At 30.4% G+C, this 15245-nt stretch carries 14 protein-coding genes; 4 read left to right on the top strand and 10 right to left on the bottom strand.

Going from position 1 to position 15245, the window contains the following annotated elements:
* Positions 1-151 precede the first annotated feature (151 nt).
* The 3 genes from ACQY6M_RS02925 to ACQY6M_RS02935 all read right to left on the bottom strand — a co-directional run bounded on the left by ACQY6M_RS02925 (position 152) and on the right by ACQY6M_RS02935 (position 3324).
* Complete coding sequence (locus tag ACQY6M_RS02925) at positions 152-541, bottom strand: DUF6438 domain-containing protein (RefSeq protein ID WP_428740317.1); 390 nt, start codon at positions 539-541, stop codon at positions 152-154.
* 41 nt (positions 542-582) lie between these two features.
* Positions 583-1578: a putative zinc-binding metallopeptidase gene (locus tag ACQY6M_RS02930; RefSeq protein ID WP_428740318.1), complete on the bottom strand. Its 996-nt coding sequence runs from the start codon at positions 1576-1578 to the stop codon at positions 583-585.
* Positions 1579-2256: 678 nt separating this feature from the next.
* Positions 2257-3324 (bottom strand): hypothetical protein, encoded by a 1068-nt coding sequence (locus tag ACQY6M_RS02935; RefSeq protein WP_428740319.1) that lies wholly within the window; start codon positions 3322-3324, stop codon positions 2257-2259.
* 325 nt (positions 3325-3649) lie between these two features.
* On the opposite strand from ACQY6M_RS02935, the gene ACQY6M_RS02940 reads away from it, so the two are divergent.
* The gene (locus ACQY6M_RS02940; RefSeq protein WP_428744908.1) at positions 3650-4708 is read left to right on the top strand and encodes a tetratricopeptide repeat protein; all 1059 of its coding nucleotides are present in this window, start codon (positions 3650-3652) and stop codon (positions 4706-4708) included.
* A 453-nt stretch (positions 4709-5161) separates the two neighbouring features.
* On the opposite strand, the gene ACQY6M_RS02945 is transcribed toward ACQY6M_RS02940, so the two are convergent.
* The 4 genes from ACQY6M_RS02945 to ACQY6M_RS02960 are packed head-to-tail and all read right to left on the bottom strand — an operon-like array spanning position 5162 to position 8815.
* On the bottom strand, positions 5162-6046 hold the full coding sequence (locus tag ACQY6M_RS02945; protein WP_428740321.1) for a hypothetical protein: 885 nt from the start codon (positions 6044-6046) through the stop codon (positions 5162-5164).
* A complete protein-coding gene (locus ACQY6M_RS02950; RefSeq protein ID WP_428740322.1) occupies positions 6043-7896 on the bottom strand; it encodes a serine hydrolase in 1854 nt (617 codons plus the stop codon). The genes ACQY6M_RS02945 and ACQY6M_RS02950 overlap by 4 nt, the downstream gene beginning before the upstream one ends.
* Before the next feature lie 22 nt (positions 7897-7918).
* Positions 7919-8380, bottom strand: a complete 462-nt coding sequence (locus ACQY6M_RS02955) for a TolB family protein (protein ID WP_428740323.1) — start codon at positions 8378-8380, stop codon at positions 7919-7921.
* Positions 8381-8383: 3 nt separating this feature from the next.
* Positions 8384-8815: a TolB family protein gene (locus tag ACQY6M_RS02960; protein ID WP_428740324.1), complete on the bottom strand. Its 432-nt coding sequence runs from the start codon at positions 8813-8815 to the stop codon at positions 8384-8386.
* Between the two features lie 187 nt (positions 8816-9002).
* Between ACQY6M_RS02960 and ACQY6M_RS02965 the strand changes: the two genes are divergently transcribed.
* Both ACQY6M_RS02965 and ACQY6M_RS02970 read left to right on the top strand, forming a co-directional pair.
* Positions 9003-10685, top strand: a complete 1683-nt coding sequence (locus ACQY6M_RS02965) for a histidine kinase (protein WP_428740325.1) — start codon at positions 9003-9005, stop codon at positions 10683-10685.
* Between the two features lie 4 nt (positions 10686-10689).
* Positions 10690-11388: a LytR/AlgR family response regulator transcription factor gene (locus ACQY6M_RS02970; protein WP_428740326.1), complete on the top strand. Its 699-nt coding sequence runs from the start codon at positions 10690-10692 to the stop codon at positions 11386-11388.
* 171 nt (positions 11389-11559) lie between these two features.
* Here the strand turns inward: ACQY6M_RS02970 and ACQY6M_RS02975 are convergent, their stop codons facing one another.
* Both ACQY6M_RS02975 and ACQY6M_RS02980 read right to left on the bottom strand, forming a co-directional pair.
* Positions 11560-13350, bottom strand: a complete 1791-nt coding sequence (locus ACQY6M_RS02975; RefSeq protein WP_428740327.1) for a hypothetical protein — start codon at positions 13348-13350, stop codon at positions 11560-11562.
* Positions 13351-13352: 2 nt separating this feature from the next.
* A complete protein-coding gene (locus ACQY6M_RS02980; protein WP_428740328.1) occupies positions 13353-13796 on the bottom strand; it encodes a MarR family winged helix-turn-helix transcriptional regulator in 444 nt (147 codons plus the stop codon).
* A gap of 247 nt (positions 13797-14043) precedes the next feature.
* Between ACQY6M_RS02980 and ACQY6M_RS02985 the strand changes: the two genes are divergently transcribed.
* On the top strand, positions 14044-14784 hold the full coding sequence (locus ACQY6M_RS02985; protein ID WP_428740329.1) for a slipin family protein: 741 nt from the start codon (positions 14044-14046) through the stop codon (positions 14782-14784).
* A gap of 61 nt (positions 14785-14845) precedes the next feature.
* On the opposite strand, the gene ACQY6M_RS02990 is transcribed toward ACQY6M_RS02985, so the two are convergent.
* Positions 14846-15238: a RidA family protein gene (locus ACQY6M_RS02990; RefSeq protein WP_428740330.1), complete on the bottom strand. Its 393-nt coding sequence runs from the start codon at positions 15236-15238 to the stop codon at positions 14846-14848.
* Between the last annotated feature and the right edge of the window lie 7 nt (positions 15239-15245).

Raw genomic sequence — 15245 nt, forward strand, 5'->3', positions numbered from 1 at the left:
TAGAAAAATGACGCTGCTTAGAATAAATTTATTTTGTGAAAATTATGAAAAGTGAAGGGGTCTATTCCTAACAGCGTCTTATGTTTTAATATCATCTTCTTATATAAAAACAGGAATAACTGTAATTACCCTACTTTTTTTGTTAAAAAAATTATAATTTTATTTTACTTAGCAGATTTATCAAGGCTTTTACTTGTTCATTATTTTGAGTAACTAACCTTTTTCCTTTAAATTTTAAGACCGTATTAGGGATGTCTCTTTTTAATTTTTCTTTAGTAGAAAAATCAATTTCTTTTAGTTTTTGCTTTATACTTTCTAATTCTTCTTCTTTCAAATAAGATTCATGTTTGCCTAATAAATCCACATTTTTAAATCCTTCGTATAAAATTTTACCATCTTCAAAAAGATACATGTCAAATACAGGGCATTTTCCTAAACATTGTGTTTTTCCGTAATATAAAAAAGCAGCTTCCTTTACATCTTTTGAGCTAGAGCAATTCGTTAATGTTAATGCTATTAATATTAAAAATAAGTGTCTCATAAATTTCTTAAAAAAGGCACCTAAATGATGCCTGATTATTATTAATGTCTTCTACATTTGGTTTTATGTGGATTTCCAAACGTAGTCGCTTGTTTCCATTTTCCTGGTTCTGGTAATTCAAACGCTACAGCATTTCCTTTTCCTCTAAGTGCTAAATTTTTTCGAATATGATCTCTAAAAGCAACCAACTCACTTCTGTCATACATAAGTAGTATTTTCTTCTCAGCAATTGTTTTTCCCTCTGGTTTGTCTTTTAGTGTAGTAAAAGTGGCAAAAACTTCAGCGATATCTTCACCTGGGTTAGTAGAAGCGTATTGAGTTACATATCTTTCTTTATACTTCTCATAAAACTTTTCTTGTGCTGATTCGTCTTTTTTAGCTTCTTGATACTCACTCCAAATGTCGTTCCAGTATTTAGAATGTAATTCGTTTATATATGAGTTTTCAAAAGCACAACCTTCACCAGGGAAGTAGTTTTTGCAGTTTTCTTGAGTTACAGCTGCATCCAATTGCGTGTTATCTAAGGTTAGTACATGTCCAAACTCGTGGATAATGGTGTAAGCTAATTCACCTCCAGCATTAAAACCTCCTTCATAAGCATAATTAATAGCGATTCCCATTTGCCATACCGACAAATCGCTCTTCATTTCAATTACAAAACCAGCACTTCCAGTAACTTCACCGTTGTAGATTAAAAATTCTCCCAGTTTTTTTCTTTGATCAGCAGGAACAATTTTCTTAACCAACTCCCATATTTCTTGGTGTTTAGCTATATCTTTTTGATACTCTAAATCTTTATCTTTTACTTTATAATCTTGTATTTTAGAAATTTCGTCTCCATCAACTTTGTACAACGTAATTTCACCTTCGCTACCTTCAACAGTTCCTGTTGTTCCTGTATCACCACCTGAGCCAGATGTATCAGTAGCATCAGTAGGAGCAATTACAATTTCATCATCGTTACTACATGATACGTTTACCGCAAAAATTGATAAAACAACAAAAAGAAAGATGTATATTCTTTTAATATTTTTCATAATGTTTAAATTTTTAATAATTGTTAAATCTTTGTTCCGCGGATATATTACTTAAACAGAGATATTAAAAATTACCCTACCAAAATAATTGCATAGAACGCCTAAACTAAGGGTAGTTTCTAATCAAAAACCTCAATAAATAAGGGAAGTAAGAGGAACTAAAATATTTGTTAAATTTTAATCTCTAAATATTCTATTTAACATAATATTAATTATAATACATTTAATGTAGATTATTTTGAGTGGATGATTCTATGCTAAAACTGTATTTAGTTATATCGATTTGGTAAGTATTTCTATTCAGCTATAACTTAGCAGTAATTATATCTCACAGCATTTAATAGTAAAAACTATTTTTTAAAGAATATAGTTTGAACTAATTGAAATTTCACATCATTATATTCTCGACAATATTTTGAATATTCTGTACAATACTTCGAAAATTTTCAAATACGTGATTCTCATGTGTCAAGATTTCATACACGATATATATTCATAAATTATAATTCGTGATATTTTAGAAAACATTGTAACTTCTTATTATTTAATTATTAATAAACCTCTATAATACATGTGGTCATCAAACTCTCGTTTTCATTAATCACGACTTCTATTTAACATAATAAATACATTTAAAATCTATTTTATTAATTATCGTATATCTCTACTAAAAATGAATTAATTTTTTTTTGAGTTTAAACCATGAATGATATAGTTAACAACAATATCTACAGTTTTTAATTCATTAGTTTTTACACCAAGTATTTTTAACCAACGAATTATTCTATTTATTTTTTTACTTTCCCTTAATCCATAAATGCTATAAATCATTCTCCAAGGTTTTGGAATAAAAACCCACTTCCCGTTTACAAAACACCAAACACTATAAGAAATCCCTCCTACTTTTATTGTGTAAAAAGTAATATTTGGATTAAAGCATTCATATTCATCTTGTACCATTGCCATTCCCCCAGGTAAATTACTTCTTCTTTCGTTTAATTCCTGTACAGATGTAGATAAGATTTTCAAATTACTAATATCTCTATAATCAGATTCCAAACTTTTATCTGATTCAAAAACATCTCTATATAATAAATACATATTATCACTAACTTCTTTATAGATGTCTTCGCTAAATATTTTTTTTATATCTGTAATATTTGGTTGTGCATTTAAAAAAATAACTCTACGGTCAATCTCTGGATTTGTAAATTGATTAAAAAAGTCATTTAATTCAGACTTTGTAGGTTCTCTATCGAGAGAAGAAATATAATTTTGGAATACTTGTGGATGATAATACTTTTTTCCTATTTGAGGATATTTAAGCATAAAAGTTATTATCTCTGAGTGCCCCCAATGTTTTATCGTTATATTAGTCAAAGACGCGGTTTCATCTAACCATTGCATTCCATGTTTAGTAAAATTATCAGGAGTAACTAAAATCCACTCATCCATATTGGGAAAATTATCAATAGCATTAAATAAGGATTTCTTTAAATCAGATTTATTGCTTTTAGGGTTTCCTTCAAAGAACTTATATTGAAGCCCAATTTTTTTTAATCCTTTTTCCATTAAGGCATCTACACCTTTATAATCTCCGGCAGAATCAGAATACGATTGAAAATAATAATCATACATTTGAGAGTCCTCAAATAATAATTGATTAATAATTCTAGCAAATTCATGACCACCTTCACTTCCACTTTTAATTAATTTTGAAAGCGATGGTGTATTTGGTATTGACATAACAAGTTTTTAATCAAATATAAAAACAATTTTAAATTAAAAACTTGCTATTTTTCAGCTATTTTAAAATAGCTGAATTGAAAAACGTAAATAAAAATATTTGTTTTAATTTAACTTTTATTAACTACATATTGGGATTATGCACTTCAATAGAAATTAGACTATATTCGAAACCTAAATCAAAATTTAAGAAGTTAAAAAACATATGCTTTTTTTCTATTATTTAATTTTTCTGTTCTTCTTCTTTATAATTTTAAGACCTTTTTCAACATTTATTCATGAATTAGGCCATGGTATACCCGCTCTTTTATTTACTGATAAGAAAGTGACATTATATCTGGGTTCTTATGGAAATCCTAAAAAAAGCATAAAAATCCATATGGGACGATTGGAACTTTTTTTGAATCGAAATCCTTTTCATTGGAAAATTGGGCTTTGTGTTTTGGAGCAAAAAACACTATCAATAAATAAACAAATCATAATCGATTTAATGGGACCAATTGCCTCATTGGTTTTATCCTTTATATTAACCTATTTAGTCTTTTTTAGTGACCTAAATGATAATACAAGAATTATATTGTTCTTTTTCAATGTTTCAACTTACTATGACTTTTTTGTAAATATTATTCCTAGTAAAAATCCAATCGAACTATATGATGGATTGATTGTATTTAATGATGGTAAGCAAATAATAGATTTATTGAAGTATAAAAAAGTACCTGAAGAATATAATATTGGTGTAGACTATTATAACAATAAGCAATATAATCAGGCTATTGTTGAGTTCGAAAAAATTTACGCAAAAGGTTTTCAAGAAGGTATAATATATCAACTATTAATAAGTGCATACCTACAAATAAAAGACTATTCTAATGCTTCAAGATTAAATGATTTATATAACAATAAGTTCAAGAAGAATTTTAACTCAGACGATTATATAAATTCTGGTCTAATCAAATCTATCTCTGGTGAATATGAGAAAGCATTAATCGATTACAATAAAGCTATCGAACTTAACCAAAAAAACAGTATTGCTTTAAATAATAGAGGCTATAATTACAATCTGATGGAGAATTATGAAAGTGCAATAAAAGATTTTGAAGAAGCCATTGCATTAGATGAAGACTTTGCTTACGCATTAAATAATAGAGGTTTTGCTAAATTTAAACTTGGTTTGAAAGAAGAAGGATTATTAGATTTAGAAAAATCTATGAAATTAGATGGTAACAATTCTTATTGTTATCTAAATTATGGCATTTATCATTATGACAATGGAGAATATGAAAAAGCTTTAGAGTATTATAAAAAAGCAAAAGATTTAGATGAAAAAACATATTTACTTGATAAATATATTGAAAGAGTTGAAACTAAATTAAACTTATAATTCTTATACTATTACACTTGTTAGCTTCCCTCCTACGTCGTCGCATAAAAAGTGTTTACTCGCTCCTCTCCCTATTTGATAAATAGGTGCTCGTGAATCTCGTAAACTCGATTTCGTTGACTTTCATAAAATAAATTTCACAAAAAAACCTTCTGAAGAAGGTTTTTACTATCGATTCATGTGTATTAGTTGTCCCCCGACTTTTAATTACACATGAAAAAAATCATTTGCAAAAACTAATTAATAAAATCAAGCAAATGATTCCCCTAGACTATTCGTTTTCAATATCGATATAAACATAATTCTTTTTAAGAAATTGATAAACAACTACTTATTATTTTTCATCAACTTAGTTATTAACATGTTATTAATATAAATTATAGTATACTATTAAAATAAAAAAGCATCCTAAATGGATGCTCTCTATTGCTTGTTTAACATGATATAATAAATTTACTGTTTGGATCTGAGCTTCTCTATAATTTGTGCACTAACCCAGAATATATCTACATTTTCATAGTTTTTTGAACCCATATTTCTATTAAAAAAAAGATATTTCCCATCTGGCGTAACGTAGGCAACTGCTTCCCAAGAACTGGTGTTAATCTTGTCTCCCATATTAACAGGCTCTCCCCAAGAACCATCTTGTTGTTTAAAACTGATATAGATGTCAGAATCGCCGTACCCACCTTCTCTTTTTCCATCAAATATAAGATACGATTCATCTGGAGCGATAAAGGGATGAAAACTTTTTCCGCTATTTATCTTACTATTAAGTAATTTAGGTTCTTCATATTTTCCATCTACCAATCGAGAATATCGGATATCACCAGTAAAATCTGACTTGAACTCATCAAAAAAATAAGTCCCTTTAGCTGAGGATGTAAGACGCATAATTGGTAGGTCTTTAAAAGGATATTCAAGATTTTTTACCTCTGACCATTTACCATTTTCAGTTCGTTGCTTATAACGTTTGCCCAAATGCATCGTTTTACCATCGGGTGAAATATAAGGGATCCCAATCCTAGACGAAATAACAGAATCTTTCCATTGATTATTTTCGCATTGAACCACAACAAATTCTTGCTCCACTCCCTCCTCTCCTTCTCTAATGAAATAGAATTCTTTTAGGTCTGGGGTGAAAACTCCGCTAACTTCCCATCCGTCTGTCGTAACAATACCAGAAGCAAAAGGTTCTGGTATTAAACTAGGAGGTATTTGACCTAGATAAGGTTTTTCTAAATATGGAAAGCTGGTGGTATTTTCAGTATTTTTTTGAGCAAAGACAACGTTAACCGATATACCACATGTCAGTATTAATAGTTTTGTGACTTTCATATCTTCTCCTTTTGTTTGTTTTGTTCACTTTTTTGTAATTCCTTAAGCTTCACACTAGCATTTTTATTTTCAGGGTTTAATGCTATTGATTTAGTATAATTTATAATCGCCTGATTATTATCTCCTACTTTCATACAAGCTTCTCCATAGCTGTCGTACACTTTAAAGCTATCTGGATAGAGCATCATATTCACTTTGAAAGCGTTTAACGATAATGTCATTCTATTCTCGTGAAAAAAACGATAACCAAGCTCATTTAAATAGTCTTCAGTAACTGTAGGGTGAGTAGGGTTCTGTTCCTTTAAGTCGCTATAAGCATTCAGTGCTTTTTCAAAGTCACCTTCCAAAAGGAACTCCACTGGTCTTTTATTATAATTATTGCGCTTAACCAGCGATGCAGCAATGGTTCCATCATTTCTATCCAAATAAAGTAAATTGACCGTTTCATTTTCAGAATCTAATTTGAATTGAATCAGTCGGCTAGTATTTCTTTTAACAAAAATACTATCTGAGACTTTGATCAGTTCTTCAGCTTTTTCGTCAAGTATATTTTTGGTGAACAGTTGATTGTCCTTTTGAAACACTTCTACGATCCTATCATCGGTCTCATATCTCCCCGTGATTTGGTCAATTTGACGTTGTTCGATTTCTATTTTTTTATACTCTGGGACATAATTATCCCATTGATAAGCCCGAGCAACAGCACGAATCACCTCTGCATTAAAAGCTGGAAAAGTGGAATTCGTTAATACAACTACACCATAGCCTTTATCTCTATGTGCCATTATCTCAGCATAAAACCCTCTATTCCACCCCCAATGTCTTAAATAGAGGTCATCTTTCTTAGCAAGCTGTTGAATTCCCAGTCCATATTGAAACCATGAGTCATAACTACTTTTTCCATATGGGGTAACCATTAATTCTGTCAATTCCTTTGATAATCCTTTACTACTATTCCCTTTTAGAGTTTGCTGGATATTGATTATAAATTTGGCAATGTCCTCTGCAGTTGTCCATAATCCTTTAGAGGCCATTACTGGATAGGTATAACTTTTACCTTTCACTATAGAGCCATCATCTAAATAACCTGTTGCCGCCTTCTCTAATTGTTCTTTAGTAAGCGGTTGATTAAACGTACTGTTACTCATTTCTAAAGGTTGCAGCACTAAATCATTCATAATTTCCGGGAACTTTTTACCCACAACATCTATCATCATTTGTTGAATAACTCCATAGCTAGGGGTTGAAATATGGATGCTTTCGTCAGGCACTTGATTCACAATGATTGGCACGTTTTTAGCCGGTGAAGTTCCATTTAATATCTGAATAAGTGTTGGTATATCTGAGTTTGTACTATATCCTTGAATTTCATGAAGAGTTATTCCGGCAGATTGGTTTAAAAGATTTCGTATGGTGGCTTTCTTTTCTTTGGTAAATTCATTGTCTGGTAATTTCCATGATTTCAAATAGCTATTAATGTTTTCATCTAAACTTACCTTATTTTGTTCTACCAACTTTAATGCTCCATACGAAGTTACCGGCATGCTAATTAATGCTGCTTGGAAAAGTGTTTGCTCTGTTACAGGAGTGTTACTTTCTTTATTAGTTACACCATAGCCTTTTGTCCACACTATTTTACCATTATGTATTACAGCTATACTTACACCTGGAATTCCATAGTGTTTCATACGTTCTTCTATAGACCATGTTGAATCACCCACTATGTATACTGGGGTTGTAAGACCATTTTCTACCTTTTTAATTAAGTCAATTGTAGTTTTAATAGTTGATTTTTCTTTACATGATTGAAAAAGAATGATGATGAGAAGAACTGGGATAATATTTTTCATTTTTATACTATTTTTATAAGAGTTACTTATGAATTTTTAACCAAGCGGCACCTGAGGCATTAGCTATAAATCTTCTTGCAGAAGAGCCATCGGTATTCATAATATTAACATGCTTTCCATCTGCTTCGCTTGATTGAAAAATTATTTTACTTCCATCAGAAGACCAAGAAGGGTTCCAATCTTCGTGATTATTATTTGTTAATCGTTTCTGATTTGAACCATCAATGTTCATCACATAAATTTCAAAATTTCCGTCTCTATCTGACATAAAAGCTACTTGTTTGCCATCAGGTGAAATATCAGGATGTAATTCCTTTGCATCATTGTTTGTTAACCTAACAATATTGCTACCATCAATATCTGCTATACATATTTCATACGATTCCCTTTTTGAGTGATAGAGTAGTTTACCATCTTGAGTAAAAACAGCCCCGCCTCCTTCTAATGGTTTTATTTGAGTTTGCTCACTTCCATCAGAATTCATTAGTCAGATTTCTTCTTGCCAAGCACCTTTCACATTAGCGTATGCTCTTGCAAAAGCAATCTTTTTGCCATCGGGAGACCATGTAGGTGAACTGTCCCATTTGTCTTTTGCGTACGTTAATCGCTGCCTATTTGTACCATCAATATTCATGGTATGGATAGACCATGTGTTTCCGCCATCATGATAAGCATACATCGCTACCCTTTTCCCATCTGGAGACCACGCCACATAACCATCTCTACCTTTACGATTTGTAAGCTTAAACTTTTCTTTTCCTTCAGAGTCAGTTAAATATATTTCCATATCACCTGACTCTTTTGACCCATAAGCAATCGTATACGATGACGATTTATTTTCTTGACAATAAACAATACTACCTAGTAATAAAGTCAAAAAAGTTAAAGATTTTACTGATTTCAAATTTTTAGTTTTCATATGTTATTCGTTAAGTATATTTAGCTTCAAATGTTTTTTATAACCTTCAAAATGGCTTTGTTTCTTACAAAGGATGCTTTTTTATCTTACTTATGGTATCTATATTATATGAACTGCTCTATAGTTTAATAAACTGCTCTAAGAAGACATCTTATAATGATTATCTTGCGTCGGTAATTCAATATAAATGAACTTAAGACCTTGGTATAATTTACTTTTAATATGCTTGTTGTTTTTAGCGAACTCTTGCGCTCAAAAGCCTGTTTTTAAAAAACATAAAACAGTATTTAAAGTAGGAGATCAACAAGAGTGGGCTACAAAAAATTGGAATAATCAGGATTGGATGACACGAAAACCTTTTATGGAAGATGGTCGGGTTTTCTGGTTTAGAACTCCGATAGATATTTTAAAGGCACCCAAAACATTACATCCTTATGGTATTCAATTGCATGTCTATGGAGAATACGAAGTTTTTTGGGATGGAGTTTTGATTGGTAAAAATGGGAATCCAGGACAAGAAGTAATTTTGGGACCCGAAGGGAGTTTGTGGACGACTCATAGCATTCCGACGCATCTGACGCAACAGGGAGAGCACTTGTTAGCTATTCGTGCAAGCCTTTATTATTTTGGAAATCACGCAGGTATATGGGAAATGGATATTGATTATTATGATGACCTTTTAACTGACCGACTCGTTGAAACTTCTTACATGCACATTTTTGCAGGAGCATTTCTTATTGCATCGATATATTTTCTATTTCTCTTTTTAGGTCATAAAAAGGAGTATGCAACACTAATATTTAGTATTAGTTGTTTCTTGTTTTTTGGTTTAATATTAGCAGAATTTATGAAAACCTATGTGCCTATCCATTACAGTATGCATGTTACGCGATTACGGGTTATAAGCTTTCTTATGCTTAGTATTTCTTTTTTAATTCCGTTCTATTTTTCTATGCAGTTTCCCTTCCCAAAACGAAAACTACTGCTAATTATTTATAGTGTTATTTTATTATTTTTTTTCCTATCGAGATATGTCTACGAATTAACGGCTAATAATATGGTTTTTAGTATGTGGTTGTTTTCATTTGGGATAGTGACGTTTGGAGTTTATAAAAAGATGAAGGGTGCGCGTCTGGTAATGTTAACCTTTCTTTTATTGTTGCCCATAGCCTTTCTCGCTCCTTTTAACAAAAGTCTTTTTGCTGGTTTCAGTCTTATCCTTCTTGGAATGTTTTATTTACTTTCTCTCAGAATCAAAGAACAACGGTTGGCTTATGAAAATTCTTTAGTGCAATCTACCCGTCTGCGTTTGGAATTGCTAAAAAAGAACATTCAACCTCATTTCCTCATGAATACGCTAACCTCATTGATAGATTGGGTAGAAGAAGCACCTGATAAAGGTGTTTTGTTCATAGAGGCATTGGCCAAAGAATTTGATCTTTTTAATCAGATAGAAAATAAAACATTAATACCTATTACCCAAGAGATTGCACTTTGCCGTTCACTCCTAGAAATTATGGAATACAGAAAAGAAATTGACTATACTTGGGAAGAAAAAGATATTGATGTTGAGCAAAAAATACCACCTGGGATTCTTCACACCTTATTGGAAAACGGAATAACACATAGTTTGCCTTTAGAAGATAACAGTATTCGATTTAAGCTCATTTTTGAATCAAATAATAATTATAAGTGTTATACATTTTTAACATTCGCTATTCCAGTAAGGCTAAATGCAAATACTAAAAAGGAAGGTACGGGACTAAAATATATAAAAGCTCGACTTACGGAGAGCTATCAAGATAAATGGGAACTTACTTCAGAACCGGTAAATCATGGTTGGAAGAATACTATAAAAATATATTGTTAAGAAAATGAACATTTTAATCGTTGAAGATGAATTAAGAATTACCAAAAGAATTGAACGAATGACTCGTGACATTTTTGGTGAAAATTTACAATCATTAAAGTATGCCAATACACTTGATGAAGCAGTAAAGTTTATTGAAAATAATTCATTGGATCTTGTTTTTCTAGATCTAAATCTTAATGGAGATAGTGGTTTTGATCTACTTACTACGGTAGTTTCAGAATCATTCCATACAATTATTATTTCCGCTTACAAAGATCAAGCTATTACTGCTTTTGAATACGGTGTTTTAGATTTTGTTCCTAAACCTTTTAACAGAGATCGGTTAGAACAAGCCATAAATCGAATTAGCTCAAAAGAAACAACAGCTACAAATACGCCTAAATTTTTAGCCGTAAAAAAAAGACATAAAGTACAGCTAATCTCTATTGAAAATGTGCTTTATATAAAGGGAGCTGGTGTTTATACAGAACTCTTTCTAAAAGATGGAAAAAAAGAGTTGCATGATAAATCACTGGAAAAGCTAGAACAGCTGTTATCATCTTCTTTTAAACGTGTTCATAAATCATACTTAGTTAAGATATCTGAAATAAAAGAAGTTATTGTAGAATCTGGAAGTAAATACATTGCCGAGTTAAAAAACGGAATCCGTATTCCTATCGGAAGAACTAAATACAAAGACATAAAAGCGAAGTGGTTTTAAACACTTTGCTTTTATATTGTATAAGTAAGACTATAGATTTATTCATAAAGTTTTAGTAAAAAAATAAATCACCTTATACAAAAGTACAGAGTGATTTAATCATTATTTATATATAAATCTATTTCATTTAACTAGAATATTAGATGTAATATAGAATCAAGCTTTCAATAGTTAAAGTGATTTTGACCATGCCTTAAATAAGCTTTTAGCTTCCGGAGTTGCTTCTTTATCTATACTAAAAACATAATTTTTAACTTTAGGGAACATTTTTCCTTTTAAATTGAGGATTTTATCTCCTCTTTTAATTGCTATTGAATATTCATCACCAATTTTTAAATGTGCCCACATTTTTTTTATGTTTTCAATAGTATCTTCATTAAAAACCTTATTGTTGACAGTTTGTATAACATCTCCTTTTTCAAACCCTAATTTAGTAGCTTCATCTGAGCATTTTAGTATTGTAAATCCTTCATCTGCTAAGTAGTAACGTAAACCTGTTTCTACTTCCTTAACATCTACTACTTTTTCTTTAAAATCTATTCCTATTTTCTTATACATTTCTTTAAAAGGTAAAGGCTTAGCTCCTCTTATATAATTGTCTATAAAAGTTTTAACTTCTGGATTTGTCATATGCACAATTTCATCATAAAAAGTAGCCTCATTAAAAGGTTTTGATGACCCATATTTTTTAATCAATTCATAGACCAACTCACGCAATCCTTTTTTACCTTTTGAAAGTTCTAACAATTTAATATCTAATAATCCCATAATAAGTGCTCCTCGATGGTAAATATTTACATACTGCTCTTGTCCTTCATCAGTATAAGAATTAAGGGCTAATTTTTCAAGACTATAATTACTATCAAAAAACTGGTTGGCATCTGCTTTTTGATGCAATAATTCGAAGTATTCTTCTAAAGAAATCTGATTAGATTTTAATAACATTGTATTAGCAGCCCACTCAGTAGTTGCCTCATACAACCACAAATGTTTTGAAGGTACAGGTTTTACAAAATTAAATTGTTCTATAATTTCACTATGAATGTTTAAAGGTGTAATTATATGAAAGAACTCATGTGCGGCGGTATTTTTTACAAAGGTTTCAATGTTTTTCCATTTGTTTTCTTTTAATACATACTCAGAACTATAAGAATGTTCCCAAGCACCTGCATCTTTATTATCAAAAAAGTACAGAAATGTATATCTATCTACAGGTAATCCATATAAAAACTTATCAGCTGCCGAAAGTATTTCTTCCATCGAAGAAAGAATTTCAGTTGAATTGACTACTTTGTTTTGTGAAAACGTAAACACATCAATAGTTGTATTTCCTACTTTAGATGAAGCACTACTTAACTCACCTAAAAGAATTGGTGAATCTACAGCATGATCGTAACTATTAGCTATATAATTACCCGTTTTATCTTGTTGTAAAGCAGTTCCTATTTTCCAATGATTAGGATAAGTAAACTTTATTGTAAATGGATCAGCTTGTTTTCCACTAAAAAACCCATATACTGCTTGACCATTAATAAGTACATGATCATTTTCAATTGAAGTTCCACACATTAAATAAACTGCATTTTCCTTTATTGGAGAATCAAAGGTTTCTGCTACTTCGTAAGTTATTTTTTTTACATTCTCAGGATTTGAAAGTTGATATTGATTTACTGAAATTTTATTTACTGAAATTATTTTATTTTCTTCATCATAAGCTTTGAAATTACTCACAAAACGTCCAATATCCATAACTTTATAAGTTCCTGGTGCTGTAGCAGCAAACTGAAATATTGAATTTTCTTTTGATAAATTATTTACATCAATAGTTACCTTAAATGTATCGTTAGATCGGTCATTTAAATTAATACTATAAGCAACAGTGGATGTAGTTTTTTTAATTTGTGTTGATTTGCAAGAAAACAACAAAATGGTTAGCGCGAGTAAAAGAATTTTATTTATCATATTTATTTTGAAATTTTACAATTAGCAATTATTTTTTGTAAGCTAGTGTTCATTTGAATGAGCTCTTCATTTATTAAACCATGTAAAGCTACACTTCTATTCTCTTGAATGGTAGGTTCTAACGCCTTTAAAGATGCTCTTCCTTTTTCTGAAATTAGTAAATTAAACCGTCTTCTATCATTTTTATTAACCTCTCTGATTAAGTAATCTTTTTTCACCATTAACTCTATCATTCTAGTGACAGATGCATAATCTTTAAACAACAATTCAGCCATTTCTTTTTGAGATAGTTTTGAATTATCATTTATTATAATTAATAATAATGTCTGATCTACAGTAATATCTAAACCTGTTTTATCTATATTTCTTTGGCATAACTTTCTATACTCTTTTATAGTTTTCTCTATAAAATAAAGAATTGTTCCTGTGGGTGAATCAAGCTTCATTATTAAAATTTGATACAAATATAATTGACATATCAAATAAACAATAAATTTTAACTAACTCTTAAGAGAATCAAAAAAAACAAATACTATTTCCCCTTTCTATTCTTTTAAAAATTCGTAAATTTAGGAAGAGCACACCATTGTACTTATCAATAAGTACAATTCAAATTACTGAAAGCATAAACCTAAACCAAGGTTTATAAACTTTTTATTTAAGTACACAACAGCAATCTAATACTGAAAAGCCATGAGTAGATTTATTATTTTTTCAGGTATTATAGGTTTATTACTACTTGCAGGAATACGTATAATTTTCGAATATAAAAGAGCGATTAAATTTAGGTTTGGTAAGTATGTTAAAACCTTAGAACCTGGATTTAGATGGATTATTCCATTTATTGAAACCATACAAATTGTTGATATTCGAGTGATTACTTTTAATATAAATTCTCAAGAAGTAATGACCGAAGATAACGTGCCTTGTAGTATCGATGGGGTTGTCTTTTTTAAGATTAACGATCCTGAACGCGCCGTTTTAGAAGTAGAAGAATACAAATTTGCCATCACTCAATTAGCACAGGCAGCACTTAGAGATGTTTGTGGTAAAGTTGAACTGGACACCATACTTTCTAAGCGAGAAGAAATGGGAAAAAATATCAAAGGAATTGTGGAATTAGAAACCAAAGAATGGGGTATTGAAATAAATGATGTTAAAATAAAGGATATACAATTACCTGAAAATATGCGCCGTATGATGGCGAATCAAGCTGAGGCAGAACGCTCTAGAAGAGCTCGCATTATTTTAGCTTTAGCAGAAGAACAAGCGGCTGCAAAACTTTTGGAAGCAGGTAAACTTATAGATCAATCGCCTTCAGCTATTAAACTACGTTTGTACCAAACATTATCTAACATAGCAGCAGAAAAAAACTCAACAATTTTATTCCCTTTTCCTGAAGAAATGTTACCAAATCAAGAACAAAAACCTTAAAAGATATAGTTTTATTACAAAAATTAGAAAAGCGTAAAAATAATATGCTTTAGATGAAATTTTATGAAGATACAATAGCATCAACCTCTATTTCTATTAACCAATCTGGATTAATGAAACGAGATACTTGCATGATGGTATCAACAGGTTTAATAGTTTTAAAATAAGATGCTCTTACTTCGGCTGCACTTTTCCAATCATCGATATTCGTTAACAATAATCGAGTTCTAACTACATCATCCAAACTTGAACCAGCTTTTTCTAACGCCTTTTTAATGATTTCTAAGCATTGTTTGGTTTGTAACGAAATATCTCCAATTCCTACTGTGTTTCCATTTTCATCTAAAGGAGCTGTTCCTCCAATTGTTATATATGGCCCTACACTTACAGCGCGACTAAAACCGATAATGTCTTCATACGGACTTCCACTTGATATTAACTTTCTTTTCATCATGATTTTT

Source organism: Tenacibaculum sp., from assembly GCF_050290165.1.
Taxonomy (GTDB): domain Bacteria; phylum Bacteroidota; class Bacteroidia; order Flavobacteriales; family Flavobacteriaceae; genus Polaribacter.